Source organism: Tabrizicola sp. T74, assembly GCF_057219935.1.
The window spans coordinates 246513-272576 of sequence record NZ_JBXVVT010000002.1 but is presented as its reverse complement, the minus strand read 5'-3'; the positions used below and the strand labels follow the sequence as shown (position 1 = coordinate 272576).

The 26064-nt window shown below is 66.6% G+C and carries 31 protein-coding genes; 17 read left to right on the top strand and 14 right to left on the bottom strand.

Annotated elements, in window-relative coordinates; genetic code table 11:
- Positions 1–25 precede the first annotated feature (25 nt).
- From sdhC to AC2EAL_RS07990, 9 genes are all read left to right on the top strand, one after another.
- The gene (gene sdhC, locus AC2EAL_RS08030) at positions 26–412 is read left to right on the top strand and encodes a succinate dehydrogenase, cytochrome b556 subunit (protein WP_484723673.1); all 387 of its coding nucleotides are present in this window, start codon (positions 26–28) and stop codon (positions 410–412) included.
- 7 nt (positions 413–419) lie between these two features.
- Positions 420–791, top strand: coding sequence for a succinate dehydrogenase, hydrophobic membrane anchor protein (gene sdhD, locus AC2EAL_RS08025; RefSeq protein WP_484723672.1), 372 nt, complete (start codon positions 420–422; stop codon positions 789–791).
- A gap of 11 nt (positions 792–802) precedes the next feature.
- Positions 803–2605 (top strand): succinate dehydrogenase flavoprotein subunit, encoded by a 1803-nt coding sequence (sdhA, locus tag AC2EAL_RS08020; protein ID WP_484723671.1) that lies wholly within the window; start codon positions 803–805, stop codon positions 2603–2605.
- Positions 2605–2928: a hypothetical protein gene (locus AC2EAL_RS08015; protein ID WP_484723670.1), complete on the top strand. Its 324-nt coding sequence runs from the start codon at positions 2605–2607 to the stop codon at positions 2926–2928. The genes sdhA and AC2EAL_RS08015 overlap by 1 nt, the downstream gene beginning before the upstream one ends.
- A complete protein-coding gene (locus AC2EAL_RS08010) occupies positions 2921–3787 on the top strand; it encodes a hypothetical protein (protein WP_484723669.1) in 867 nt (288 codons plus the stop codon). Before AC2EAL_RS08015 ends, AC2EAL_RS08010 begins: the two co-directional genes overlap by 8 nt.
- Positions 3787–4080 carry a hypothetical protein gene (locus tag AC2EAL_RS08005; RefSeq protein WP_484723668.1) on the top strand — a complete coding sequence of 98 codons (294 nt, stop codon included), beginning with the start codon at positions 3787–3789 and terminating at the stop codon, positions 4078–4080. The genes AC2EAL_RS08010 and AC2EAL_RS08005 overlap by 1 nt, the downstream gene beginning before the upstream one ends.
- The gene (locus AC2EAL_RS08000; protein WP_484723667.1) at positions 4080–4871 is read left to right on the top strand and encodes a methyltransferase domain-containing protein; all 792 of its coding nucleotides are present in this window, start codon (positions 4080–4082) and stop codon (positions 4869–4871) included. Before AC2EAL_RS08005 ends, AC2EAL_RS08000 begins: the two co-directional genes overlap by 1 nt.
- Positions 4872–4874: 3 nt before the next feature.
- Entirely contained in the window at positions 4875–5651 is a 777-nt protein-coding gene (locus AC2EAL_RS07995; protein WP_484723666.1) for a succinate dehydrogenase iron-sulfur subunit, read from the top strand.
- Between the two features lie 250 nt (positions 5652–5901).
- The gene (locus tag AC2EAL_RS07990; RefSeq protein WP_484723665.1) at positions 5902–6768 is read left to right on the top strand and encodes an urea carboxylase-associated family protein; all 867 of its coding nucleotides are present in this window, start codon (positions 5902–5904) and stop codon (positions 6766–6768) included.
- Here the strand turns inward: AC2EAL_RS07990 and AC2EAL_RS07985 are convergent.
- The 4 genes from AC2EAL_RS07985 to deoD form a co-directional block, all read right to left on the bottom strand.
- Positions 6759–7742 carry an aldo/keto reductase gene (locus AC2EAL_RS07985; protein ID WP_484723664.1) on the bottom strand — a complete coding sequence of 328 codons (984 nt, stop codon included), beginning with the start codon at positions 7740–7742 and terminating at the stop codon, positions 6759–6761. The two genes, AC2EAL_RS07990 and AC2EAL_RS07985, sit on opposite strands and share 10 nt — an antisense overlap.
- Entirely contained in the window at positions 7739–9058 is a 1320-nt protein-coding gene (locus tag AC2EAL_RS07980; protein ID WP_484723663.1) for an aminotransferase class I/II-fold pyridoxal phosphate-dependent enzyme, read from the bottom strand. Before AC2EAL_RS07980 ends, AC2EAL_RS07985 begins: the two co-directional genes overlap by 4 nt.
- 64 nt (positions 9059–9122) lie before the next feature.
- Entirely contained in the window at positions 9123–9557 is a 435-nt protein-coding gene (locus tag AC2EAL_RS07975) for a rhodanese-like domain-containing protein (RefSeq protein ID WP_484723662.1), read from the bottom strand.
- A 59-nt stretch (positions 9558–9616) separates the two neighbouring features.
- Positions 9617–10321 (bottom strand): purine-nucleoside phosphorylase, encoded by a 705-nt coding sequence (gene deoD / locus AC2EAL_RS07970; RefSeq protein WP_484723661.1) that lies wholly within the window; start codon positions 10319–10321, stop codon positions 9617–9619.
- A gap of 129 nt (positions 10322–10450) precedes the next feature.
- Here deoD and AC2EAL_RS07965 point away from each other — a divergent pair, with 129 nt between their 5' ends.
- The gene (locus AC2EAL_RS07965) at positions 10451–11191 is read left to right on the top strand and encodes a hypothetical protein (RefSeq protein WP_484723660.1); all 741 of its coding nucleotides are present in this window, start codon (positions 10451–10453) and stop codon (positions 11189–11191) included.
- Positions 11192–11200: 9 nt separating this feature from the next.
- On the opposite strand, the gene AC2EAL_RS07960 is transcribed toward AC2EAL_RS07965, so the two are convergent.
- The 4 genes from AC2EAL_RS07960 to AC2EAL_RS07945 all read right to left on the bottom strand — a co-directional run bounded on the left by AC2EAL_RS07960 (position 11201) and on the right by AC2EAL_RS07945 (position 14573).
- On the bottom strand, positions 11201–11560 hold the full coding sequence (locus AC2EAL_RS07960) for a hypothetical protein (RefSeq protein WP_484723659.1): 360 nt from the start codon (positions 11558–11560) through the stop codon (positions 11201–11203).
- An 85-nt stretch (positions 11561–11645) separates the two neighbouring features.
- The gene (locus tag AC2EAL_RS07955) at positions 11646–12101 is read right to left on the bottom strand and encodes a hypothetical protein (RefSeq protein WP_484723658.1); all 456 of its coding nucleotides are present in this window, start codon (positions 12099–12101) and stop codon (positions 11646–11648) included.
- Entirely contained in the window at positions 12086–12487 is a 402-nt protein-coding gene (locus tag AC2EAL_RS07950; RefSeq protein ID WP_484723657.1) for a hypothetical protein, read from the bottom strand. Before AC2EAL_RS07950 ends, AC2EAL_RS07955 begins: the two co-directional genes overlap by 16 nt.
- A 70-nt stretch (positions 12488–12557) precedes the next feature.
- Positions 12558–14573 (bottom strand): protein meaA, encoded by a 2016-nt coding sequence (locus AC2EAL_RS07945; protein WP_484723656.1) that lies wholly within the window; start codon positions 14571–14573, stop codon positions 12558–12560.
- A gap of 141 nt (positions 14574–14714) precedes the next feature.
- Between AC2EAL_RS07945 and AC2EAL_RS07940 the strand changes: the two genes are divergently transcribed.
- From AC2EAL_RS07940 to AC2EAL_RS07920, 5 genes are all read left to right on the top strand, one after another.
- Complete coding sequence (locus tag AC2EAL_RS07940; RefSeq protein ID WP_484723655.1) at positions 14715–16073, top strand: 1-acyl-sn-glycerol-3-phosphate acyltransferase; 1359 nt, start codon at positions 14715–14717, stop codon at positions 16071–16073.
- A gap of 105 nt (positions 16074–16178) precedes the next feature.
- Complete coding sequence (gene ccrA, locus AC2EAL_RS07935) at positions 16179–17471, top strand: crotonyl-CoA carboxylase/reductase (RefSeq protein WP_484723654.1); 1293 nt, start codon at positions 16179–16181, stop codon at positions 17469–17471.
- 123 nt (positions 17472–17594) lie between these two features.
- Positions 17595–17783, top strand: a complete 189-nt coding sequence (locus AC2EAL_RS07930; RefSeq protein ID WP_484723653.1) for a hypothetical protein — start codon at positions 17595–17597, stop codon at positions 17781–17783.
- A gap of 38 nt (positions 17784–17821) precedes the next feature.
- Positions 17822–19357 (top strand): ATP-dependent DNA helicase, encoded by a 1536-nt coding sequence (locus AC2EAL_RS07925; protein ID WP_484723652.1) that lies wholly within the window; start codon positions 17822–17824, stop codon positions 19355–19357.
- Between the two features lie 55 nt (positions 19358–19412).
- On the top strand, positions 19413–19649 hold the full coding sequence (locus AC2EAL_RS07920) for an Lrp/AsnC ligand binding domain-containing protein (RefSeq protein WP_484723651.1): 237 nt from the start codon (positions 19413–19415) through the stop codon (positions 19647–19649).
- A gap of 71 nt (positions 19650–19720) precedes the next feature.
- Here AC2EAL_RS07920 and AC2EAL_RS07915 read toward each other — a convergent pair whose 3' ends face one another.
- Positions 19721–20782: a quinone-dependent dihydroorotate dehydrogenase gene (locus AC2EAL_RS07915; RefSeq protein WP_484723650.1), complete on the bottom strand. Its 1062-nt coding sequence runs from the start codon at positions 20780–20782 to the stop codon at positions 19721–19723.
- Positions 20779–21117, bottom strand: a complete 339-nt coding sequence (locus AC2EAL_RS07910) for a DUF952 domain-containing protein (RefSeq protein WP_484723649.1) — start codon at positions 21115–21117, stop codon at positions 20779–20781. Before AC2EAL_RS07910 ends, AC2EAL_RS07915 begins: the two co-directional genes overlap by 4 nt.
- Before the next feature lie 148 nt (positions 21118–21265).
- Here AC2EAL_RS07910 and AC2EAL_RS07905 point away from each other — a divergent pair, with 148 nt between their 5' ends.
- The gene (locus tag AC2EAL_RS07905) at positions 21266–22765 is read left to right on the top strand and encodes a bifunctional metallophosphatase/5'-nucleotidase (protein WP_484723648.1); all 1500 of its coding nucleotides are present in this window, start codon (positions 21266–21268) and stop codon (positions 22763–22765) included.
- A gap of 81 nt (positions 22766–22846) precedes the next feature.
- Here the strand turns inward: AC2EAL_RS07905 and AC2EAL_RS07900 are convergent, their stop codons facing one another.
- Positions 22847–23197: a VOC family protein gene (locus AC2EAL_RS07900; protein WP_484723647.1), complete on the bottom strand. Its 351-nt coding sequence runs from the start codon at positions 23195–23197 to the stop codon at positions 22847–22849.
- A gap of 45 nt (positions 23198–23242) precedes the next feature.
- Complete coding sequence (locus tag AC2EAL_RS07895) at positions 23243–23635, bottom strand: hypothetical protein (RefSeq protein WP_484723646.1); 393 nt, start codon at positions 23633–23635, stop codon at positions 23243–23245.
- A gap of 110 nt (positions 23636–23745) precedes the next feature.
- On the opposite strand from AC2EAL_RS07895, the gene AC2EAL_RS07890 reads away from it, so the two are divergent.
- Entirely contained in the window at positions 23746–24402 is a 657-nt protein-coding gene (locus AC2EAL_RS07890; RefSeq protein WP_484723645.1) for an SOS response-associated peptidase, read from the top strand.
- Positions 24403–24408: 6 nt separating this feature from the next.
- Here AC2EAL_RS07890 and AC2EAL_RS07885 read toward each other — a convergent pair whose 3' ends face one another.
- Positions 24409–24828, bottom strand: a complete 420-nt coding sequence (locus tag AC2EAL_RS07885; RefSeq protein ID WP_484723644.1) for a RidA family protein — start codon at positions 24826–24828, stop codon at positions 24409–24411.
- Between the two features lie 10 nt (positions 24829–24838).
- The gene (locus AC2EAL_RS07880) at positions 24839–26062 is read right to left on the bottom strand and encodes a flavin-containing monooxygenase (RefSeq protein WP_484723643.1); all 1224 of its coding nucleotides are present in this window, start codon (positions 26060–26062) and stop codon (positions 24839–24841) included.
- Positions 26063–26064: the final 2 nt, after the last annotated feature.

Genomic DNA, 26064 nt, shown 5'->3' with positions numbered 1-26064 from the left:
GCGCCGCCAGACGTGAGGACCGATCATGGCAGACATAAAGCGGGTAGAGCGGCCCCTTTCGCCCCACTTGCAGATCTATCGCTGGCAAGTGCCGATGCTGACCTCGATCCTGACACGGATCACCGGCCATGCGCTGGTCGCGGGTGTGGTGCTGGGGGTCTGGTGGCTGTTGGCGGCGGCCACATCGGACGCCTATTTCGAGGTGGCGAATGCGGTGGCGACAAGCTGGTTCGGCGATCTGGTGTTTACCGGCTCGCTTTGGGCGGTGTGGTACCACTACCTCGCCGGACTGCGGCATCTGGTCTACGACGCGGGCCGTGGTCTGGACATTCCGACAGCGGAAAAGCTGGGCTGGGCCTGCATCATCGGCTCGGTCGTGCTGACTGTGATCACAATTCTTCTGGTTCAGTGAGGACGCCATGCGCTATCTGACCCCCCGCAAGCGTGCCGAAGGCAAGGGCGCCGGTCATGCCGGGACCGAGCACCACTGGTCGATGACGGTTTCGGCCGTGGGACTCGCCTTCCTGGTGCCGGTCTGGCTGTACGTGTTCGGCAAGGCTCTTGGCCAAAGCCGTGATGTGGTGCTGGAGACCTTCGCAAGCCCGTTCCCGGCGATCCTGACCGCGCTGGTGCTGGTGGTGGGGATGCGTCATTTCGCGATGGGCGCGACCACGATGATCGAGGATTACGCAAGGGGCACGGCGCGGAAGATGCTGGTCATCTTCGTGATCTCGCTGGCCTGGGTGATCGCCGCGACGGGGCTGTTCGCCCTGGCCCGCACGGCGCTGTGAAGGACCTGATGATGACTGCCTATCCGTATGAGACGCATGAATATGACGTGGTCGTGGTGGGGGCCGGCGGGGCCGGTCTGCGCGCGACCTTGGGGATGGCCGAGCAGGGGTTGCGGACGGCCTGTGTGACGAAGGTGTTCCCGACGCGGTCGCATACCGTGGCCGCACAGGGGGGGATTGCGGCGTCCTTGGGCAACATGGGGCCGGACCACTGGCAATGGCACATGTACGACACTGTGAAGGGGTCGGACTGGCTGGGTGACACCGACGCGATGGAATACCTGGCGCGGGAAGCCCCCAAGGCGGTTTACGAGCTGGAGCATTACGGAGTGCCCTTCAGCCGCACCGAAGAGGGCAAGATCTACCAGCGGCCCTTTGGCGGGCACACGACGGAGTTCGGCAACGGCCCGCCGGTCCAGCGGACCTGCGCGGCGGCGGACCGGACGGGGCATGCGATCCTGCATACGCTGTATGGGCAGAGCCTGAAAAACAACGCTGAGTTCTACATCGAATACTTCGCGCTGGACCTGATCATCACGGACGGGGCCTGCACGGGGGTCGTCGCGTGGAAGCTGGATGACGGCACGATCCATGTCTTCAACGCGAAGATGGTGGTTCTGGCGACCGGCGGTTACGGGCGGGCGTACTTCTCGGCCACTTCGGCGCATACTTGCACCGGGGACGGCGGGGGGATGGTGGCGCGGGCTGGTCTCCCGCTGCAGGATATGGAGTTCGTGCAGTTCCACCCGACGGGGATCTATGGCTCGGGCTGTCTGATCACCGAAGGCGCGCGCGGGGAGGGCGGGTATCTGACCAACAGCGCGGGTGAGCGGTTCATGGAGCGGTATGCGCCGCACTACAAGGACCTGGCGCCGCGCGACTATGTCAGCCGCTGCATGACGATTGAAATTCGCGAAGGCCGGGGCGTGGGGGCGAATGGCGACCATATCCACCTGAACCTGTCGCACCTGCCGCGCGAGTCGCTGGAATTGCGGCTGCCGGGGATCACGGAATCGGCGCGCATCTTTGCGGGCGTGGATCTGCACAAGGAGCCGATCCCGGTGCTGCCGACCGTCCACTACAACATGGGTGGCATTCCCACGAACTATTGGGGCGAGGTGCTGAACCCGACGAAGGACGACCCGGACGCGATTTTCCCGGGCCTGATGGCGGTGGGCGAGGCGGGGTGTGCCAGCGTTCACGGGGCGAACCGGCTGGGGTCGAACTCCTTGATCGATCTGGTGGTGTTCGGGCGCGCGGCGGCGATCCGGGCGGGGCAGGTGGTGGACCGGGGTGCCTCGGTTCCCGCCACGAACAAGGCCGAGGTCGACAAGGCGCTGGGCCGGTTCGACGGGTTGCGTCACGCCAAGGGCACGGTGCCGACGGCGGAGCTGCGGCTGGAGATGCAGAAGACCATGCAGGCCGATGCGGCGGTGTTCCGGGCCGAGGAGACCCTCGCCGCGGGTGAGAAGAAGATGACGGTCATCGCGGGCAAGATGGATGACCTGCACGTGACGGACCGCTCCCTCGTCTGGAACAGCGACCTGATGGAGACGCTGGAACTGACCAACCTGATGCCGAATGCGCTGGCGACGATCTACGGGGCGCATGCCCGGACCGAAAGCCGGGGGGCCCATGCGCATGAGGACCACCCGCAGCGCGATGATGCCAACTGGCGCAAACATTCGCTGGCCTGGGTGGAGGGCGACAAGGTCACGCTTGACTACCGGGCGGTGCACACGGACCCTCTGACGACCGAAGCCCAGGGCGGGATCGCATTGTCTAAGATCGCGCCGGCAGAAAGGAAGTTCTGATGCGCGTCGTGGCCCTTGCCTTTGCATCCTGTCTTGTGTTGGCCGCCTGTGACCCTGCCGAACTGGTCGATTCCGCGCTGAAGCGGACGGCGCATTCGGTGGTGTTCCCGGTGGTCAGCATCGACCTGCCGGCGGAACCGGCGCGGCTGGCCACGAAGTGCATCCTGGACACGGCAAGCCAGTATGAGCTGGAGCAACTGGCCCGGGATGTGGGGGTCGAGGCCGGGACCCGGACCAAGGCGACGATCCGCGAGATCGCGCTGCGCCCGGCGGCGCAGGCCTGTTTCGCGGCAAACGGCGTGCCGCCCGTGGCGGGTGGCTGACAGCGGCATGGCGACAGCGGGGCCAGGGCAGGCGGGGGTGAAGGGGCGGATCAAGCCGGACCTGCGGGTCGCGGTTGTCTTCTTCGGCATCACCCGGGCGCTGCGGCTGACGTTGCCCGCGATCACCGAAAACCTGATCGACCCGGCGCGGGCGATTGCAAAGGAGGTCAGGCTGTTCGGCCACTTCTTCACCCAGACCGCGATCAGCAATGCCCGGTCGGGCGAGGAGGGGACGCTCGACCCCGAGGAGTACCGGCTTTTGAACCTGGACAGGGTGGAGCTGGAAGAGCCGGGCCTGTGCCTGGAGCAGTATCCGATCGCCGAGATGCAGGCGCTGGGCGATATCTGGCAGGACGATTTCGCCAGTTTCCGCAACCTGGTGCATCAGCTGCATTCGTTGCGCCGCGCGACCTTACTGGCCGAGGGCTTTCAGCCGCATGTCGTGATCTTCGCGCGGCCGGACCTTCTGTACCATGACAGCATGGCCGAACAGCTGGATTTCCTGGGACGGGCGCATCGGTCGTTTGTGCTGGTGCCGGACTGGGCGCAGTGGTTTGGCCACAACGACCGCTTTGCGCTTGCCAAGGGGGACACGGCGATTGCGGCCTATGGGCGGCGGGCGGAACGGATGGGCGAATACTGCGCGCGGGGCAAGCGGATGCATGCTGAGCGGTTCCTGAAATACGCGCTGCGCGATGAACGGGTGCGTCCGGTGCATCTGCGCGCCTCGCGCGTCAGGTCGAACGGCTTGCAGGTGCTGGAGGATTTCACCCCGGGCCGGGGTCCGATGGGCAAGCGCGAACTGGTGCCGCTGGGGACGATGCAGCCCGAGACCCCGGTTGTGGCGAGGAGCGCGTGATGCGGAGTGTCATGGTGCTGGCGGTTCTGCTGGGGCTTGCCGGTTGCGGGCCGATGACGCTGGCGCAGGCCGAGCAGCAGTGCTTTGAGCGCGCGCGGCTGGCCAAGCAGCCAAGGGGCGAGATCACGGTCGGCGCGGGGTCAGGCGGGCGGACTTCGGCCGGGCTGGAGTTGAACGTAAGTTCCGATTTCCTGTTGGGGCGCGACCCGGCGGCGGTCTATGAGTCCTGCGTGATGCAGAAGGCGGGCGAGCCGCCAAGCCGACCGCTGTACATGCGACCGGACTGGCGCTGATGGCCAAGGACGTGATCCCCACGCCGGACCCGAGGGCCGTGCGCTTTGCCAAGGGCGCGCTGCAGCGGATCCGCGCGCGGCGGCTGCGCGAGTTCGAGGCGATGATGGTGACGGGGTTCACCCGGACCTGCCCGGTCTGCGGCTATGTGGGCGAGTTTGCCCCGGTGGGAGAGCCTCCACGTCTGGACGGGCTTTGTCCGCTCTGCCGGTCGCGGGAACGGCATCGCCTGTTCAAGCTGTGGATCGACCGGCGGGGTGGGATCGGGCCCGCGATGTCGGTCCTGCACTTCGCGCCCGAGCCGATGTTCGAGCCATTGCTGCGCGGGATGGCGGGGACCTATGTCACGGCGGATTTCATGCGGACGAAGGTCGACCGCAAGCTGAACATCGAGGCGCTGGACCTTGCGGATGCGAGTTTCGACCTGATCGTCGCGCATCAGATCCTGGAGCATGTCGACCATCACAAGGCGCTGGCGGAATGCTTCCGGGTGCTGCGGCCCGGCGGGCGGCTGCTGGTGACGACCCCGGTGATCGAGGCCTGGGAGAAGACCTATGTGAACCCCGAGGTTACCACCGCGCGGGACCGGGTGCTGCATTTCGGCCAGAAGGACCACAGCCGCTATTTCGGGCGGGACCTGAAGGATCACATGCGCGCGGCGGGGTTCGCGCTTTACGAATTCGTATCGGTTGAGCCCGATGTTTCGACCTATGCCCTGATGCGCGGCGAGACGCTGTACGAATTGACGAAACCTGCGGCTCTGAAGGCTGCAAAGAAGACCAGGAAAGGCTGAGACATGGTTCAGTTCTCGCTCCCCAAGAATTCGAAGGTCCGGACCGGCAAGACCTGGCCGAAGCCGGAAGGCCGGAACGTGCGGAAGTTCCAGATCTACCGCTGGTCGCCCGATGACGGGGAAAACCCGCGGGTCGACACCTATTTCGTCGACATGGATACCTGCGGGCCCATGGTTCTGGACGCGCTGATCAAGATCAAGACCGAGATCGATCCCACGCTGACCTTCCGCCGGTCCTGCCGGGAAGGCATCTGCGGGTCCTGCGCGATGAACATCGACGGGATCAACACTCTGGCCTGCATCTATGGCCTGGACGAGATCAAGGGCGATGTCCGCATCTACCCCTTGCCGCATATGGCGGTGATCAAGGACCTGATCCCGGACCTGACGCACTTCTATGCCCAGCATGCGTCGATCATGCCCTGGCTGGAGACGAAGACCAACCGCCCGGCCAAGGAGTGGCGGCAGTCGATCGAGGATCGTCAGAAGCTGGACGGGCTTTATGAATGCGTGATGTGCGCGTCGTGTTCGACGTCCTGCCCGTCGTACTGGTGGAACAGTGACCGGTATCTGGGGCCGGCGGCTTTGCTGCACGCCTATCGCTGGATCATCGACTCGCGCGATGAAGCCACGGGCGAGCGGCTGGATCAGCTGGAGGACCCGTTCAAGCTGTACCGCTGCCACACGATCATGAACTGCGCCAAGACCTGCCCCAAGGGGCTGAACCCGGCGAAGGCGATTGCCGAGATCAAGAAGATGATGGTCGAGCGGGTGGTCTGATCCTGTGCCGCTGCTCCTGCTGCTGCTGGCGGTCGGGGTTTACTTGTTCCTCTGGCATCAGTGGCGGACGACTTCGCTGACCCGCGACTGCCGCTGGCGGCTGGACCGGAGCGTGGCGCCAGACTACTGGCGTTGCGCCGTGTGCGGGGCCGAGGCGCGGGGGGCGGAACCGAAGGATTGTCTGCGGAGGAAAGGGTAGGACCTTTCCCAGGGCTTGCCATCCGGTCCGTTTGCGTCAAGCCTTCCGGGCATGAAGATGGACAATCCCGAACACCCCGCCCCCGTTGATGCTGCCGCCCGCAAGGCCGTTGCGCCCGTGATCTGCTATCCGGTCGAAGGGCTGCCCCGACCTGATGTCGCGGCTTACCGCGCGGCGCGGGAGGGGTGGAGTCTTGCCTCGGAAGTGCTGGTGCCCCCGCGTGAGGCCCGCAGTTTCGAGGTTCCGGCGGGGTGGTTCTTTCGGATTGTCAGCGTCGAGGGGCCGCAGGTGGGCGATCTGAACCTGTTCGCGGCGGAGAACCTGGGGGAGCGGTTCTTCAGCGGCAAGACGCGGGCCTTGCACGGGACGCATCTGTCGACGGGGGACCGGATGTGGTCCTGCCTGCCCTATCTGCGGCCGATGGCGACGATCACCGAGGATACCCTCGACTGGTATGGGTTCGACGCCTTTGGCGGGTCGGTTCATGACGTGATCGGCACGCGGTGTGACCCCTATACCCATGCGCTCTTGTCGGGGGGCGAGCAGTATCACCATTGCTGCCATTCCAACCTGACGCGGGCCGTCGCCGACCACTGGGGCCTGCCCGCGAAAGCGGCGGAGCTGCATGTGCATGACGTGCTGAACGTCTTCATGTGCACCGGGTTCACCCGCGACACGGGGCAGTACTTCATGAAGGCGAGCCCCGTGCGACCCGGGGATTACCTGGAGTTCATGGCGGAGATCGATCTGCTGGGGGTCCTCTCGGCCTGCCCGGGTGGGGATTGTTCCAGCGAGCATTCCTCGGACGTGGCGGTGTGTCACCCGCTGCTGGTGCAGGTGTTCAAGCCCCTGGCCCCTCCCGTGGGCTGGGCGCCGTCAGGGCCGAATGCTTACGACCGGAGCCACGGTCAGGAGTAACGCTCGACCGTCGCGGCTTGGTGGTCGTCGTAGCGGTCGCCCCAGGCCCAGCCTACCGGCAGGATACGGTCGATCTCCTCGCGGTCGTCGTCGGTGAGGTCGATTTCGGGGGCCATGGCCCAGACGCGGAGGTGAGAGGCCGAGCGGGTGCCGGGGATCGGGATGATGTGTGTGCCGCGGTCGAGGAGCCAGGCGAGGGCGAGGGCGGCGGGGGTGAGGCCCCCTTGGCGCGCGAAAGCGTGGAAGGCGTCGAGCTTCGTCTTGTTGTGCGGCCAGTTTTCCGGGTGGAAGCGCGGAATGCGGGTGCGGAATTCCTTCGGCTGGAAGTTCGCCGGGTCGGCCATCGGGGTGCCGAAGGCTCCGCGCGCGAGGGGGGAGAAGGGGACGAAGGCGACGCCAAGGCTGGCACAGCGCTGGATGAGGCCGAGTTCAGGGGTGCGGGTCCAGAGGGAGTATTCGTTCTGGACAGCCATCACCGGGTGGACGGCGTGGCAACGTTCGAGGGTGTAGGGGCCGATTTCACTGAGGCCGTAGCCGAGGATTTTGCCGTCCTCGACAAGGCGTTGCATGGTGCCTGCCAGGTCTTCCGCCGGGATCTGGGGGTCGTGGCGGTGGGCGTAGAAGAGGGTGACGTGGTCCTGCCCAAGGCGTTTGAGCGAGCCTTCGAGTTCGGACCGCAGGTGTTCGGGCCGGTTGTCGATGCGGCGGTTGGGGTCGTTGGAGAAGGCGGCCTTTGTGGCGATGTGGGGGCGCTTTCCGCTGCGCTTGAGCCAGGTGCCGATGAAGGTCTCTGACACGCCTTCGCCGTATCGGTTGGCGGTGTCGAGGAAGGTGATCCCGGCGTCCCAGGCGGCGTCGAGGGTTCTGAGGGATTCGGCCTCGGTCGTGGGGCCGAACATGCCGCCGAAGGACAGGCAGCCAAGGCCGAGGGCGGAGACGTCGGGGCCGTGCTGGCCGAGTCTGCGGGTTCTCATGGCGTGACGTAGTGGAGGCCCTGGAACCGGGCGCGGAGGGCCTTTGTCCGGGGGGCGACGGTTTCGGGGGCGTTGGAGCGCAAGGCTTCGGCAATAAGGGCGCCCATCGCCGGGGCGTCGGCGGGGGTGACGCCGCGGCGGACGAGTTCGGGGGTGCCGATCCTCAGGCCGTTCATGTCGCCGGGGACCTCGGGGATGGGGAGGCCGATGCCGCAGGCGAGGAAACCGGCCTTGCGCAGGGTCTTGGAGGCGGCCTGGCCCCCGCCAAATGGGGCGGCTTCGATGGCGAACTGGTGGGAGGTGGTGGCGCCGCGGTCGGCGGCGAAGACGGGGAGGCCGAGTTTGGTCAGTTCGGTGGCGAGGGCTTTGGCGAGGTCGACCATCGCCTTGGCGTAGTCCTGCCCATGGTCGCGCCAGTCGAGGAGGGTGTAGGCGAGGGCGGCGGACTTGGCGGCGTCGAAGTTGGCGGTGAGGCCGGGGAAGGCGATGGCGTCGAGGGTCTTGGCGATCTCGGCGTCGTTGGTGACGATCAGGCCACCAGCGGGGCCGCCGAGGCTCTTGTAGGTGCTCATCGTCATCAGATGCGCGCCTTCGGTGAGCGGGTTGGCCCAGACGCCCCCGGCGATGATGCCGCATTGATGGGCAGCGTCGAACAGGACTTTCGCGCCGACTTGGTCGGCGATCTTGCGAACCTCGGCCACGGGATGCGGGAAGAGGTTCAGGCTGCCGCCGACAGTGATGATCTTGGGGCGGACGGCGTGGGCGAGGTCTTCGAGGGCTTTCAGATCAAGCGTATAGCCGTCGGCGTCGATGGGGGCGGCGTGGGTGGTCAGGCCGTAGAGGCCCGCGCAGCCAGCGGCGTGGTGGGTGACGTGGCCGCCGATGGTGCCGGGGGGCGCGATGATGCTGTCGCCGGGTTTCGCCAGCGCCATGAAGCCATAGAGGTTGGCCAGCGCGCCGGAGCCGACGCGGATTTCGGCGTACTTCGCGTGGAAGATCTCGGCGGCGAGTTCGGCGGCGATGACCTCGATTTCCTCGATGGCCTCAAGCCCCATCTCGTACTTGTCGCCGGGATAGCCGAGGGAGGGGCGCGAGCCGATGCCGGAGGCCAGCGCGGCCTCGGCGCGGGGGTTCATCACATTGGTCGCGGGGTTCAGGTTGAAGCAGTCCTGGTCGTGGATCTCGCGGTTCTTTGCGATCAGGGCGTCGAGGCGGGCGGCGACCTGGGCGGAGGGGTTCCCGGCGTCGCTGGCGAGGCGCTGGATGTAGGTCTCGCAGGCTTGCGGGACCCAGGGGCGGGGGGCGAGGTGGGGCATGAGGGACTCCGGTCAGGTCACCGGAGAAAAGCCGTGCGAAGCGGGGGATGCAAGCGGGAAGCGGTCAGTCGGTGACGACAGGCAGGCCACGGGCAAGCCAGCCGGGGCCGGCGGAGGAGCCGAGCATGCCTTCGGAGACGTCGAGGACACTGGTGAACCCGGCCTCGGTCAGCGCTGTGGCGGTGCGGGCGGATCGGCCGCCGCTGGCGCAGATGAGGGCGATGGGGCGGGTGGTGTCGCCTTCGGCAAGGGTGGTGAGTTGGTCGAGAAAGTCGGGACTGCGAAGGTCAAGACGCTGCGCGCCCTTTGGGCTGCCGGTTTCGGCCCATTCCTCGGGCTGGCGGATGTCGATCAGAAGGAGGTCGCCCGCCCGGGCGCGCTGGAAGGCAGTTTCAGCGTCCAGCGTCGTGTCGGCCTGAGCCGGTTGCATCAGGGTGTAGGCGGACCCTGCGGCCAGGAAGGCCAGCGGCAGGGCAAGCACGAGGCGACGTTGCAGCATGAGTCGAACCCCTTGGTATTTGCTCAAGATGGGATGCGGACTGTCCGGTGCAAGGGGTCCTAGGCGAAGGCGGCTTCCAGCGCGATTTCCACCATCGCGCCGAAGCTGCGTTCGCGCTGGTCGGAGGGCAGCGCCTCACCCGTCGTGATGTGGTCGGAGACGGTGAGGACGGCGAGCGCGCGGACCTTGTGGCGGGCGGCGAGGATGTAAAGCTCGGCGGCCTCCATCTCGACCCCCAGGCAGCCGTGGCGGAGAAGCTGGTCGGAGAGGTCGGGGCGTTCGTCGTAGAAGGTGTCGGAGGAGAAGATGCCGCCGACATGCACGGGGATGCCCTTGGCGGTGGCGGCGGCGTGGGCCTTCTGGAGGAGGCCGAAATCGCCACACGGGGCGAAGTTCAGCTCCTTGAAGATCGTCCGCGAGGGCGTGCCGACAGTGGAGCAGGTCTGGGCGAGGATGACGTCGCGGACCTTGACGTGGGTGGGGAGCGCGCCTGCCGAGCCGATGCGGATCAGGGTCTTGGCGCCGTAGTCGCGGATCAGCTCATTGGCGTAGATCGAGAGCGACGGCATCCCCATGCCCGAGCCGTGGATTGTGACGCGGTGGCCGCGCCACATGCCGGTGTAGCCGAGCATCCCCCGCACCTCGTTCACCAGCACCGGGTTTTCCAGGAAGGTCTGCGCGGCCCAGCGGGCGCGGTAAGGGTCGCCGGGGAGAAGCACGGTTTCGGCGATGTCGCCGGGCTTGGCACCAATGTGGACGGTCATGACAGGCTCCCTTCGGCATTTGTCATGCCAGCTATGGAGCGTGGCGCGGGCGGGGACAAGCAAAACGGTTGGCCAGCCGCGTCTAGCCGCGCTAATTGGGGGGAAAGGGGTGACAGACGGAGGCCGGGCTTGGACTATGACGTGACGCTGATCGCCGGTCACCGCGAGGCGCTGCTGGCGCAGACGTTGGAGTCGTTCACCCGCGACGTCTTTCCGAATTTCCCGGTCCGCCGGCTGATTGCGAACATCGACCGGTTCATGGGTGACGAGGCGGAAGGCGACCGCTGCGAGGCGCTGATCCGGCGGCATTTTCCGGATGCGCTGATCTTCCGGCCCGAGACGCCGGATTTCGCCTCGGCGGTCAAGCGGGCCTGGGAAGCGACGACGGCACCGCGCGTCTTGCATCTGGAGGATGACTGGATCGCGCTGGAGCCGATCGGGCCCGAGCGGATCGAGCCGCTGTTCGAGCCCGATGTCGGCGGGGTGACCTTCATGTGCGTGAACAAGCACACGCGGGGGCTGTTCCACCAGACCTCGCGCCGGTTGGTCAAGCGAGGGCGCAGGGTGGTGGAGGACAAGCTGGTGAACGCGTTTTCGACGTCGCCCGGCGTGTTCGAGGGCGAGTTCCTGCGCGAGGCGGCGCGGCGGATGAAGCCGGGGCTGGACCCGGAAAAGCAGTTCTATCGCCAGATCAACCCCGAGCTGGAGGAGCATGCCCTGCCCAGGCGCTGCATGTTCCTGCGCGGGACGCAGCACCGCGAGTTGGTGCGCGACATCGGCCGGCAGGCGCGGCTGGATGTGGGGCTGGTCAAGCTGTACGAGAACGGCGCTTCGGTCTGGCGGAAGGCGGAGGTGGGGCCGGAGGACTGAGGCTTGCGCTCAGCCGGGGCGATGCGCGATTTCGGCGAAGGCGGGGCGGTTGCCGCAGAAGGCCGCGTCCTCAGGCGTTGCCGCGCTGCCCTTGTCCAGGACCTTGCGGCAGGCCGCACGATCTGGGCAGAGGCCGCAGGTGGCAAGAAGGTCGATCCACTGCGGATAGTCGCGTCTGAGATCCTCCTCGGGGATGCCGAAGAGCGCGGCCATCGCGGTCAGGCGTTCGGTGATGTCTGGCGGCATGCGCAGAAAGGCCAGAAGCTGGTCGCGGCCGACGCCGAGGTCGTTCAGATCGCGGTCGGTTAGCGCGTTGGCCTCGGCGACATCGTGGAGGCGCTCGATCAGGGCATGGAGACGGTCGAACATAGGTAGGGTCCCGGGTGCTGTCCTGTCACCCTTAGCCCCCCGCGACGGTATGTTCCTTGATATGTGTCAAGCGGTTACCGCTTGGTCAGCTTTCCGGGACGGTCGCCAGCGATGTGGTGGTCGGGTCCCAGGTCATGCGGTAGGTGCCGGGTTCGGGCTTGTTCAGAAGCTCTCCGGCGATGGTGACCTGCAGGAGCTGGCGGTCATCGTCGGGGACGAGCGACCAGTCGAGGACGACAAGGCTGTGCTGGGCGTTACCCACGAAGACGTTGATTTCACGGCCGATCCCGTTGGCCACGAACATCGCGGGCGCGGTCGAGCAGGTGAGGCGACCGGAATCGAGGATCAGGGCGGGGTCTTCGGGGCCTTGCAGGTAGGCCGGGGAGACGGCGTCTTCAGGCACGGTCAGCGTGCCCGATTGGGCGGTGCAGGCGGCCTGGTGGTAGTCGAGAAGCGCCTGCAGGGCCTGGGGGCGGTCCTGCGCGGCGGCGGGGGTGGCGAGGGCGAGGAGGAGGGCGGCGCGGATCATTGCAGCTGCCATTCGTTGCCGGTCCAGAGGAAGCGGACGGTTTCGCCGCGATCGTTCGGGGCCGTCAGGTAGGTTGTGCCATTCTCGGTCACCGTGCCCCAGTTGTGCAGGATCAGTGAGCCCAGGGTTCCGTCGATCAGCGTCTCGACGCCACAGCCACGGGTGCCGCAGTACAGCCCGTAGCTGTCCGAGCAGGCGAAACCGGCCGTGTCGAGCACCCAGTCCGGCGTCCCGTCCCCGTTCAGGTCGCGCTGGGTGACGGTTTCGGGGGCGACGGAGAACTCGCCCGAGCAGTAGGTCTTGCCCTCTTCGATCATCGAGACGAATTCGCTTGGCCAGGCGGGGTCCTGGGCTACGGCGGGGCTGGCAAGAAGGAAAAGGACGATGGCAGCGCGCATGGGTGGCCTTTCGGGTTGCGGTCGGCCCTGTGCTAAGGCGGGGCCGACCGGGGCGAAAGGCAGGAAAACCCTATTCGGCGGCGACGGGGGTGGGGTCGGCGAGCGCCACGAGGTCCAGCATGATCCGGTTCAGCTGGAAGTCCTTGGGCGTGTAGACTTGGGCCACCCCCATCGCCTTCAGCGTCTTCGCATCGTCGTCCGGGATGATGCCGCCGACGACGAGGGGCTGGGTCAGGCCCTGTTTCTGCATCAGGTCCAGCGTTTCGCGGATGAGGGGCAGGTGGGAGCCGGAGAGGATGGAAAGGCCGATGACATCGGGCTGTTTCTCGGCGGCGGCGGTGACGATTTCCTCGGGGGTCAGGCGGATGCCGTCGTAGGTGATCTCCATCCCGCAGTCGCGGGCGCGGGCGGCGATCTGCTCGGCGCCGTTCGAGTGGCCGTCGAGGCCGGGCTTGCCGAGGAGGAGGCGCATGGGACGGCCGAGTTTGGTCGCGACGGCTGCGACGGCGTCGCGGACGGGCTCCAGGCCTTCGGTGCGGTTCGAGGGGTTGCGGGAGACGCCGGTCGGGGCGCGGTATTCGCCGTAGAGGGCACGCATCGCCCCGCCCCATTCGCCGGTAGTGACGCCGGCTTTGGCGCAAAGGATCGAGGCGGGCATGATGTTTTCGCCGGTTTGCGCGGCTTGGCGGAGGGCTGACAGAGCTTCCGCGACGTGTCGAGGGTCACGGGTGGCTCGCCACTGGGCAAGGCGGGCGCACTGGTCGGCCTCGGCCTTGGGGTCGGCGGTCATGATCGCGCCTTCACCGGTAGCGAGGGGGGAGGGTTCCGTGGTGGTGAACTTGTTGACGCCGACGACTGTGGTTTGGCCGGATTCGATCTTTGCCAGGCGTTCGGCGTTCGCTTCGACCAGGCGGCCCTTCATGTAGGCGATGGCGGCGACGGCGCCGCCCATCGCGTCGATGTGGGCGAGTTCGTCGAGGGCGCCTTTCTTCAAGGCGTCGACCTTGCGGTCGATGGCGGGGTTGCCGTCGAAGAGGTCGTCGTATTCCAGAAGGTCGGTCTCGTAGGCCAGGATTTGCTGCATGCGAAGCGACCATTGCTGGTCGAAGGGTCGGGGAAGGCCGAGCGCCTCGTTCCAGGCGGGCAGTTGCACGGCGCGGGCGCGGGCGTTCTTGGAGAGGGTGACGGCCAGCATTTCCAGAAGGATGCGGTAGACGTTGTTTTCCGGCTGCTGTTCTGTGAGGCCGAGGGAGTTGACCTGCACGCCGTAACGGAAGCGGCGGAACTTGGCGTCGGTGATGCCGTAGCGGGTTTCCAGAAGCTCGTCCCAGAGGGCGGTGAAGGCGCGCATCTTGCAGAGCTCGGTCACGAAGCGAATGCCGGCGTTTACAAAAAACGACATTCGGCCCGCCATGGCGGGGAAATCTGCGGCAGGAACTTTCACTTTCAGATCATCGAGGACGGCGCAGGCTGTGGTGAGAGCGAAGGCGAGCTCCTGTTCCGGCGTAGCCCCGGCTTCCTGCAGGTGGTAGCTGCAGACGTTCATCGGGTTCCACTTGGGCAGGTGTTTCCCGGTATAGGCCGCCACGTCGGTGATGAGGCGGAGCGAGGGTTTCGGCGGCAGAATGTAGGTGCCGCGGGAGAGGTATTCCTTGATGATGTCGTTCTGCACGGTGCCTTGCAGGGCGGACACGTCGGCGCCCTGTTCTTCGGCCACAGCGATGTAGAGCGCCAACAGCCAGGGGGCCGTGGCGTTGATCGTCATCGAGGTGTTCATCTGTTCCAGGGGGATGTCCTGGAAGAGGGCTCTCATGTCGCCGAGGTGGGCAACGGGGACGCCGACTTTGCCGACCTCACCCCGGCTCCGCGGATCGTCGGAGTCGTAGCCGGTCTGGGTGGGCAGGTCGAAAGCGACCGAGAGCCCGGTCTGACCCTTGGCGAGGTTGGTGCGGTAGAGCGCGTTCGAGGCTGCGGCGGTGGAGTGACCGGCGTAGGTGCGGAAGAGCCAGGGTTTCTCGGACATGTCGGCCTCGTGAATCGGGCGGGTAATTTTATTGCGTTGCGGCAGGGATACGGGAAAGATCATGCCGCTGTCAATCGCTGCGCTGCGGCAACGCGGGCGGAGCGGGGGTTTCACACCCCCGCGCCCCCGTCCCGCGCCCCCGTGGAGTATTTGTGAAAAGAGCAAATGGATTGCGGGACGGGGCGCATCGGCTAGTGTGAACCGATGTTCGGCACGGTCGCGGTTCCCGTCTGGTTGCTGGTCCTGATCCTTGGCTTTGCCGCGATCAGCTTTGCGACGCATTTCCTGTTCCCCTCGGTCCGCTGGTTCTTCCGGCGGCGGGCGGAAAAGGCGCTGTCGCGGCTGAACGCGCGGCTGGACCGGAAGATCGATCTGTTCAAGTTGGCGGAGCGGGCGGACATGGTCGCCCGGTTGGCCTATGACCAGCGGGTGGTCGATGCAGCGATGGCGCATGCGGCGGAAACCGGGGTGCCGACCGAAGTGGCCTTCGAGGAGGCGCGGCGCTATGCGCGCGAGATCGTGCCGAGCTTTTCGGCCACGTTCTACTTCGGCTTTGGCACTAGGGCCGCGAAGTGGCTGAGCCGCCTGCTGTTCCGCGTCCGGGTTGGCAAGGTGGACCAGGCGCTGCGCGAGATCGACCCGAAGGCGACGGTGGTCTTCGTGATGAACCACCGCAGCAACCTGGACTATGTGCTGGTGACCTGGCTGGTCGCGGATCGGTCTGCCGTCAGCTACGCGGTGGGGGAATGGGCGCGGGTCTGGCCCTTGTCGGCGCTGATCCGGTCGATGGGGGCCTATTTCATCCGGCGCGGCAGCCGTAACGCTTTGTACCGCAAGGTGCTGGCGCGCTATGTGCAGCTGGCGGCGCAGGAAGGGACGACGCAGGCGATGTTCCCCGAGGGGGGCCTCAGCCTGGACGGGCGGGTGGGGCCGGCGAAGCTGGGGCTGCTCAGCTACATCGTCGAAGGCTGGGAGCCTTGGGAGCGGGACGTGGTCTTTGTCCCGGTGGGCCTGGCCTATGACCGGGTGCTGGAGGACCGGGTGCTGGTCGAGGCGGCAAAGGCCGGGACGCGGCGGTTCCGCAACCGGCCGGTCGTGGTGGCCTGGCACGCTGCGCGCTTCCTGTGGGCGCGGTTCCGGGGGCGGACCAAGGGGTTTGGCACAGCGGCGGCAGGGTTCGGCGCGCCGGTCAGCCTGCGGGTGCATCTGGCGGAAGGCGGGTCGATCGAAGCGCTGGGCGAGAGGCTGATGACCGCGATTGCGGCGGTGGTGCCGGTGCTGCCGGTGCCGCTGGTGGCGCGCGCGCTGGGCGAAGGGGCAGACAGCCGCGAGGCGCTGGGCCTGCGGGTGCAGGAGATGATTGCGCGGCTGACGGCGGCAGGGGCGGTCCTGAAGCTGCCGCCGGTCGGCGGAGCCTCGGTCCTGGACGAGGGGCTGGAGCCCCTGATCCGGCGGGGGCTGGTGTCGGCGGACCTGAAGCCGGTGGCTGCAGAGCGGGCGCTGCTGGACTTCTATGCGGCCTCGGTCCCCGCCATCGGCGATGCTGCGACGCCGCAGACATAAAATTACAATATTGGCGATCAGACTATTGCAAAATTGCGCGCAAGAATATTATCTGGCCGCAAGAGCGCAGCGATTCTGCGGCGCGGCATCTGGTTGGAGGCTAAGTTGGCTTTGGATACGCAAAACGCTTCTGTGATCTACGACGCGCCAAAGAAGGACCTGTACGAGCTTGGCGAAATGCCCCCCCTGGGGCACGTGCCAGCCAAGATGTACGCCTGGGCGATCCGGCGGGAACGGCATGGCGCTCCGGACCAGTCCTTCCAGGTCGAGGTGGTGGACACCTGGAAGATCGACAGCCACGAAGTGCTGGTCCTGGTGATGGCGGCAGGGGTCAATTACAACGGTGTCTGGGCGGGTCTGGGCCAGCCGATCAGCCCCTTTGACGGCCACAAGCAACCGTTCCACATTGCCGGGTCGGATGCGGCAGGCATCGTCTGGGCGGTGGGCGACAAGGTCAAGCGCTGGAAGGTCGGCGATGAGGTGGTGATCCACTGCAACCAGGACGACGGCGACGACGAGGAGTGCAACGGCGGCGATCCGATGTTCAGCCCGACGCAGCGGATCTGGGGCTACGAGACGCCGGACGGCAGCTTTGCGCAGTTCACCCGCGTCCAGGCCCAGCAGCTGATGCCGCGCCCGAAGCACCTGACCTGGGAAGAATCGGCCTGCTACACGCTGACGCTGGCCACGGCCTACCGGATGCTGTTCGGGCACGAGCCGCATGACCTGAAACCGGGGCAGAACGTGCTGGTCTGGGGCGCGTCGGGGGGCCTCGGGTCCTATGCGATCCAGCTGATCAACACGGCAGGGGCGAATGCGATCGGCGTGATCAGCGACGAATCGAAGCGGGATTTCGTGCTGGGACTGGGCGCGAAGGGCGTCATCAACCGCAATGAGTTCAAGTGCTGGGGCCAGTTGCCCACGGTGAACTCGCCCGAGTACAACGAGTGGCTGAAAGAGGCGCGGCGGTTCGGCAAGGCGATCTGGGACATCACCGGCAAGGGCGTGAACGTCGACATGGTGTTCGAGCATCCCGGCGAGGCGACCTTCCCGGTCTCAAGCCTGGTCTGCAAGAAGGGCGGCATGGTGGTGATCTGCGCCGGCACCACCGGGTTCAACTGCACCTTCGACGTCCGCTACATGTGGATGCACCAGAAGCGCCTGCAGGGCAGCCACTTCGCGCATCTGAAGCAGGCGGCCAGCGCCAACAAGCTGATGTGCGAGCGGCGCCTGGATCCCTGCATGTCCGAGGTCTTCCCCTGGGCCGAAATCCCGCGGGCGCATACGCTGATGTGGAAGAACCAGCACAAGCCGGGCAACATGGCGGTGCTCGTGCAAGCGCCGCGCACGGGCCTCCGGACCTTCGAGGACACGCTTGAGGCGAGTAAGCTGACTTAAGGTCAACCTTTAACAACCAATTCACCCATCGCCCGGATATCTGTGCTTAAGTGAGTCGCCGAGGGCTGTAACCCGTCATGGGTCAGGCCCGAGGGCGGCACAGGTATCTGGCCGAGGGAATTCATGCGCCACGACTGGGTCTTCGACGTGTTGTCGGATCTTCTTACCTATGCGACCCAGAACGGCCTGCCCCGGCTGGCGGAGAAGGTCTCGGAAACGATGGACGTGGCGCGGAAAGAACTCGACGCGCCGGACCAGGGGCCGGACGAGCCTCCGCCATCCCCGCCGACCACGGATCGGCCGATGCACTGACCCTACCGCTTGGGGCGCGGGCGGGCTATGGTCACAGGATGCAGGCGCCCGCGCTGATCTTTTCCGACGACCAGGCCGAGGCCTATGACCGGTTGGCCGCCGGGTTCATCGGGGCCGGGATCGACCTGGCTGAGGGGACCCTGACGCCGATGGCGGAGGGGCGGACCTCTGTCCTCGCCGTGGTGGGCAAGGCCGGGTCGGGCAAGACCATGCTGCTGGCCGAGCTGTACCGCGGGATGAAGGCGGCCGGGGTCGAGATCATCTCGGGCGACTATGAGGGCCGCAGGCGTAAGGACCGGCGGACGCTGGCGATCCTGGCGCCGACGAACAAGGCGGCGAGCGTGTTGCGGCTGCGCGGGGTGCCGGCGACGACGATCCACCGGATCCTGTACACGCCCGTCTATGACCCGGAATACGAGAAGATCGCCGAATGGCTGGCGGGGACCGGGACGCGGCCGGTGATCGATAGCCTGGCGATTGCCGGGCTGACCGATCTGGCGCTGGACCGGGCGCATGCGTTCTATCAGCAGGTTGCCAGCATCCCGGGGGCGCTGGCGGCGGCGGGGTTGAAGGGCAGCGACTTCATCAAGGGCTGGAAGCGGCGCGAGGAGCCCTTGGACGTGGGGTTCGTCGATGAAAGCTCCATGCTGGATGAGCGGCAGTTCGAGGACCTGCGGGAGATTTTCCCGACGCTGGTCCTGTTTGGCGATCCGGCGCAGCTGGCCCCGGTCGGGCAGTCGGGCGAGATGGTCTTCGACAAGCTCTCCGAGGGGCGGAAGCTGATCCTGCACCGCATCCATCGGCAGACAGAGGACAACCCGATCCTGGACCTGGCGCATGCGTTGGCGGACGAGAAGCTGGGGTTCGAGGACTTCGAGCGCATGGTCGAGGCGACGGCGCGGAAGGACGATCGCGTGGTCTGGGCGGAACGGGTCGAGGCGGCGCTGATGGCGCGGTCGCCGGTGCTCGTCTGGCGCAACGCGACGCGGGTGCGGCTGATCCAGGCCTTCCGGGCAGCCTATGGTGCGCCGGAAGATGCGCTGCTGCCCGGGGAGCCCTTGATCTGCGATGGGATCGAGCTGCCCTTGAAGCACCGGAAGAAGCGGATCGACCTCGAGGCTCGGGGGCTGATCAAGGGCGCGCAGGTGATCTATCTGGGCGAGGGCAACCGCGAGGGGTTCGCGCGGCTGCATGTGGTGGGGGCGGAGGAGCCTCAGGTTTCGGCGGCGAGCATCATCAAGATCGAGAAGCCGGACGAGGAGGAGCCGTTCATCCCCCACGCGGCGCGGATGGGGGCGGCGTTCCTGCACGGGGCGGCGGTGACGATCCACAAGGCGCAAGGGTCGCAGTGGGACGAGGTGCAGGTCTTTGCGCCGGACCTTTATGCAGCGGCGCAGTCGGGCCGGTCCGAGGCCGGGGTGCCCTTGTGGAAGCGGCTGGCCTATGTGGCGATCACCCGGGCGCAGACACGGCTGTACTGGGTGGTGCGGAACCGGCTGGCGCGGCCTGCGGGGCCGTTGACGGTGGACGACCTGAAGCGGGAGGCCGGGCCGCTGGCCCTGGGTGAGGAGTGAGGCTTTTCCTTCGCCGGAGGGCGGGCTAGACTTCCGCACAAGAATGGAGGCCCCGATGGCTTTGGTTTTCGTCCAGTTCCGCTGCACCCCCGGCATGACCTACGAGGTTGCGAATGCGATCTGGGACCGCGAGGTGGTGAGCGAGCTGTATTCGACCAGCGGCGACTATGACCTGATCGCCAAGGTCTACATCCCTGATGGCGCGGATACCGGGCATTACCTGTCGTCGAAGCTGTTCGATATTCCGGGCATCCAGCGGACGCTGACGACGATGACGTTCAAGGCCTTTTGATCTCGTGCGCCATCGGGGATGCAAATTCCTTGAGTAAGGAATTTGACAAAATTCTTGCTTAAGAATTTTGGCTACAGCCAGGCGCTGCGGCGGGTGCCGACGGCGAGCGAGACATTGGCATAGCCGTCGCGGGCCAGTAGCGCGTCGAGCCCGGTGGCAACTTTCGGCACCATCGAGAGCCCCTGGTAGACCATCGCGGTATAGAGCTGCACCGCAGTGGCCCCGGCGCGGATTTTTTCGTAGGCCTGTTCGGCGGATTCAACGCCGCCGACCCCGATCAGCGGCAGGAGGCCATGGGTCAGTTGCGACAGGCGTGCCAGAACTCGGGTGGACTTTTCGAACAATGGAGCGCCGGAAAGGCCCCCGGTTTCCGACCGATTTGCAGATTTCAAACCTTCGCGCGACAGCGTGGTGTTGGTAGCGATGATCCCTGCCACCCGGGCGGCCAGGGCGACATCGACGATGTCCTCCAGTTCCCCCGGAGACAGGTCAGGGGCAATCTTCAGGAAGACCGGGATCGGGCGCGGCAAGGCCAAAGCTGCCTCCATCACCCGTGACAGGAGCCCGGCGAGGAGCGTGCGCCCTTGCAGGTCGCGCAATCCTTGCGTGTTGGGCGAGCTGACGTTCACCGTGACGAAGTCGACATGCGGGCCGCAATGGGCAAGGACCGTGGCGAAATCGGCGGCGCGGTTGTCCGAAGTCTTGTTCGCGCCAAGGTTCAGCCCGACGGGCACCGGACCGCGGCGGCGGGCTGCCAAGCGGGCCCCGATCGCTTGCATGCCCATGTTGTTGAAGCCGAAGCGGTTGATCGCGGCACGGTCCTCGGTCAAGCGGAAGAGGCGGGGGCGATCATTGCCGGGCTGGGGCTTGGGGGTCGCAGCGCCGACCTCGAGAAAACCGAAACCGGCACGCGACAGGGAGGCAATGGCAGTTGCGTTCTTGTCATAGCCTGCGGCCAGCCCGACCGGATTCAAGAGCGGGATGCCCGCAAGCTTGATATGCAGTCGGGGAAGGTCAACCGGCCCGGGAAGCGGCACCAGCCCGGCGCGGAGCGCAACAATCGACAGACCGTGCGCGCGCTCGGGGTCCAGCCGGTGCAGGGCCGCAAGTCCGAGACGTTCGAGGGTGTTCACCAAAGCCCCTCAGGGAAGATGTGGCCGGTGGCGCCGAGGGGGAGCGACTTGTCCCAGACGACCTCGTCAATCCGCAGGGGGCGGTAGAGATGCGGGAAGAGCTGCCCGCCACGCGAGGGTTCCCACTTCAGGGCCGGGCCGAGGCGGTCGGGGTCGAAGGCCACGAGGACGAGGTCGCTTTCGGTGGCGAACCATTTGGCGGCGGTTTCGGCGACCTGGGCGGGGGTGGAGAAGTGGATGTAGCCATCGGCAAGGTCAATCGGCGCGCCCAGGGTTTGCCCTGCGGCCTTGAACGCATCCCATTCGGGGCGGCGGAAGATCTTGAGGATCAGCATTGGGGCCGAATAGCGAAGGTTAACGCGGCTGGCAATGCCCGGGCGCGTGTCGCGGGAACGTAACGTCAACGGGTGATGTTCCTTTGACACCCGCCGCGGGGCGGGCGCAAGCTACGGATGTTCGGCAACAATCCTTGGGAGAGTCGCGATGCGCGGAATTTCGAGACTGGCAATTGTCGCTGCCCTGTTGGCCGCCCCGGCAGGGGCCGAGACGGTGAAGCTGACACTTCTGGGTGTGGGCGATGTGTACAACTTTGAGGAAGAGGACGGGCGCGGCGGTTTTGCCCGGCTGAACGCGGTGGCAAAAGCCGAACGCGCGGCAAACCCGAACACCCTCTACCTCTTCAACGGGGACATGCTGTCGCCGTCGCTCGCCTCGGGCTTTGACAAGGGGCAGAACACCATCGATTTCACCAACCTGGTGCCCTTCGACCTGGCGGTGCCGGGGAACCATGAGTTCGACTTCGGGCCGGAGAATTTCTTCGAGAAGATGAAGGCGTCGAAGTACCCCTGGGCGGCGATCAACATCACCAATGGCGACGGGTCTGCCATCGAGGGCCTCGGCGGAGTGATGATGAAGGAGGTCGCGGGGCTGAAGGTGGCGCTGATCCCGGTGGCGCAGGATACCTCGCCCGAGGTTTCGTCGACCGGGAGCCTGAACTTCCTGCCGACGGTGGAGACCGGCGTCGCCGCCGCCGAGAAGGCGCGGGAGGAGGGCGCCGATCTGGTCGTCGGCGTGGTGCAGACCAACATGGAGAATGACCGCGCGCTGATGGCGAGCGGGGCGTTCGACGTGATCCTGTCGGGCGACGATCATTCCTATGCGACGGCCTATGATGGGCGGACGGTCTATGTGGAGACCTCGATTGATGGGCAGTTCCTGTCGCCGATCGATCTGACGGTGGAGGTGACGACGACCGACGACGGCAAGCGCGAGATCAGTTGGGTGCCGGCTTTCCGGTTCATCGATACGGCCTCGGTGACGCCGGACCCTGAGTCGGTGGCGATGGCAGATGCCTTGCGGGCGACGATGGACCAGAACCTGAATGTCGAGATCGGGACGGTGGAAGCTCCGCTCGACAGCCGCCGCAACGTGGTGCGGGCCGAAGAGGCCACGATGGGCAACCTGATCGCGGATGCGATGCGGGATGCGACGGGCGCGGATATCGCGATCATGAACGGCGGCGGCATCCGGGGCGACACCACCTATGAGGCAGGCCGCAAGCTGACGCGACGGGATATCCTGACCGAGCTGCCGTTCGGCAACGTGACGGTGGTGACGGAACTGCCGGGGTCTCAGGTGCTTCTGGCGCTGGAGAACGGGGTGAGCCAGGTCGAGAAGGGCGCGGGGCGCTTCCCGCAAGTGTCTGGGCTGACCTATGCTTTTGATCCTTCTGCCGAGGCTGGGAAGCGCGTGAGCGAGGTGATGGTCGGCGGGGCGCTGCTAGAGGCGGACAAGCTGTATAAGGTCGCGGTCAACGACTACATCCTGGGCGGCGGCGATGGCTATGCGGCGCTGGGGGGCGGTCGGATCGTCACGGATGGACCGACGGGGCAGCTCGTGGCCAATGACGTGATGGCCTATGTCGAGAAGCTGGGAACGGTGAACGTGGCCGTCGAGGGCCGGATCAAGAAGCTGGGGCAGTAGCGCGCTGGCGGCAGCTCCTCGCTTCCTTCGGTCGCTCGTCGCTGGGCGGCCGAGGAGAAGCCGAAGGCGCACGACGAGGGGTCAGCGGACGATGCTGTGCAAGGCTAGGTCGCGGCCTTCGTCGTCCTTGAAGAAGGCCATCCATTCCTCGGCCCCGTCCGGGTGCTTGTGGATCATGTGCGGGGCGCCGGTCAGGCTGGCGCCCTTTTCCGTCAGGTCGGCATGGGCGGCGGCGATGTCGGGGGTGGAGAGGTATAGGATGTCCGCTTCCTCACGCGTGCCGGTTTCGCGCAGCATCAGGCGGGTGCCCGCGAGGTCGAAGAAGGCGAGGCCGGGGAAGGCGTAAAGCTCGGGCACCTGGACGACGTCGCGCCAGAAGGCACGGGCGCGGTCCAGGTTTTCGACGCGGCGGGCGATCTGGGACAGGGACATGGGCGGGTCCTCCTGTCGGCAGGATAGCACGAAGAGACGGGTGGGTCAGTTCCCTGTCGGGCAGCGCTGCAGGGTGGTGATTTCCTCGCCCTCGATCACGGTCAGGCGGTCGGCAGGATCGGCAAGGCCGGGGTTGGCGCTGTCGAGGGTCAGGCCGATGCGGCGGGTGCTGGCCTGCATCTCTTCGCCCGGGATCGGGCAGAGGAGGTCAAGCACGATGTCGATGCCGCCATCGGTGCCGGGCCGGTCGAAGCCGCAGGTCGAACCGCCGTCGCCGTGGATGATGACGCTGCCCTCGGCGAAGTCCCAGGTTTCCTCGGTTACGCAGGCGGCGGGGGTTGCGGCCCAGGTGCCATGGACCAGCTTGTACAGCGCCTCGGGGTTGGCCTCGGCCTGGGCGGTGAAGGGGAGGCAGGCGAGAAGGATGGCAAGGCGCATTCTGGGCTCCGGTCTGACGAGGTCGGGTCTGCCATGGCCGGGGTGCGATTGGAAGTGAGGTTCCGGCCCCTTGACTTGGTCTTGGCAGGACAATCGCGTATCTTGGCCGCATGTGCGGACGCTTCACCATCACCCATCCGAACGAGGCGCTGGCGGCGTTGTTCGACGCGGTGCCGGGGAATGACTTGCCGGTCACGCCGAACTTCAACGTCTGCCCGACGAACCAGGTGGTGGTGGTCACCTCCGAGGGCGGCCAGCGTCGGCTGCGAGCGATGCGCTGGGGGTTCATCCCGACCTGGTACAAGGCGCCTAACGACGGGCCGCTGATCATCAATGCGCGGTCCGATACCTTGGCGACGAAGCCTGCCTTCAAGGCCGCGATCCGGGAACGACGCTGCATCGTTCCGGCATCCGGCTTCTATGAATGGAGCGAGGGCGAGAACAAGGCCCGGCTGCCGTGGTATTTCACCCGGGCCGACGGGTTGCCGATGGCGTTGGCGGGGGTCTGGCAGCGCTGGGGCGACATGGACACGGTGGCCATCGTGTCCACCGAGGCGGGGCCGGGGATGGGCCAGATCCACCACCGCGAGCCGGTGATCCTGGAGCGCGAGGACTGGCCCCTGTGGCTGGGCGAGGCCGGGCATGGAGCGGCGGTGTTGATGAAAGCCACCGCCGAGGGGGTGATGACCAGGCCTTACCGCGTGGGGGTGGCAGTCAATTCGAACCGCGCCAGCGGGGCGCAGTTGATCGAGCCGGTGGCGGCCTGAGGGACGTCAGTCGGGGATGACGGCGGTGGCGTCGATCTCTACCAGCCATTCCGGGCGGGCCAGCGCCACGACGGTCAGGCCGGTGCAGACGGGGTGGACGCCCTTGATGTATTCCCCCATCACCCGGTAGACCGGCTCACGATGGCGGACGTCGGTCAGGTAGACGACCAGCTTGACCAGATGCTCCATCTTGCCGCCGGCTTCCTCGATCAGCTGCTTGATGTTCTGCATCACCTTGTGGGCCTGTTCCGCCGCGTCGGTGGTCATCAGGCTTTCCGAAGTATCAAGGTCCTGCGGGCAGGCGCCGCGGAACCAGAGCGTGGTGCCGCCGCGGGTCGCGACCAGGTGGCAGAGGTCGTTGTCGAGCTTCTGCTCGGGGTAGGTCACCTTGGTGTTGAACTTGCGATAGCGGGTGTGGGTGGTCATTTTCGGGGCCTCATGTCCTGGATGCGACCTGGGTCGCAATGTGTTCGCCGTCTTTCCAGCAGCCCCAGATAAAGCTGGAGCCGCGCCGTGTCAGCCAGGGGAGGCCGACGAAGTAGAACCCGGGGACGCGGGTCACGCCCTGGATATGGTCGGGGCGGCCTTCCGGGGTCAGGACCGGAAGGTCCAGCCAGCCGTAGTCGAAGGCGAAGCCGGTGGCCCAGATGATCGAGCCGATGCCTTGCGCTTTCAGGTCCAGCGTGCGGATGGGCTGGGTCAGGCAGGCGGGGTCGGGGTAGGTGCGCCGGGCTTCGGGGTCTTCGGGCAGGTCGATGCCCTGCGCGCGGACATGGGCGTCGCATTCGTCGAGGAGGTTCGCGAGGTAGGCGTCGCCGCGGGCGATGTTGCGTGCCAAATCGTCGGCGATGGTCAGGATGCCGTTCGTGCAGGCCTCGGTCCGGCCCAGAAGCTGCAGGCCCTCCCCGGCAAGGCGGCGGAAGTCGATGTTCTGGCCGCCGTAGGCGCCGGAGACGGCGATGGTCACGTGTTCGGTGCCGGGGGTCGGGGCTTGCAGGTCCCATTTGCCAAGCGCACCCAGCCACCAGACGAAATCCTTGCCGCGATAGCGCCGGGGCGGGCGGTCGTGGGGGCCGAGGGACAGCCAGGTCGGGCGACCGGCGCGGTTCAGCTCGTCCGCGATCTGGGTGCCGGAGGAGCCGCCGCCGACGACCAGAACGCCACCCGGAGGCAGTTGCGCGGGGTTGCGGTAGTGGGTGGAGTGGATCTGCATCAGGCCGAGGTCGGTGGGGACCAGGGGCGGGATCATCGGCTTTTGAAAAGACCCGGTGGCCGAGACGACGTTCTTTGCAGTGATCGTCCCGGCTGGGGTTTCGGCGTGGAAGCGGCCATCGGCGGCGCGGGTCAGCCGCGTGACCTCGACCCCTTCGCGGATCGGGGCGTGGTTGGCGCGGGCGAAGGCGCGGAGGTAGTCGGCGACCTCTTCCTTCCCCGGGAAGGCGTCGGGGCCGCAGGTGGGGAATTCCATTTCCGGAAAGCGGTCATGCCATGCCGGGCCGTTCGCGACGAGGGAATCCCAGCGCTCGGCCCGCCAGCGGTGGGCGATCTGGTGGCGTTCGAGGACGAGGTGCGGCACGCCCTTGCGACCGAGGTGGACCGAGGTGGCGATCCCGGCCTGTCCAGCGCCGATGACAAGGGTGTCGATGTGTTCAAAGGTCATCG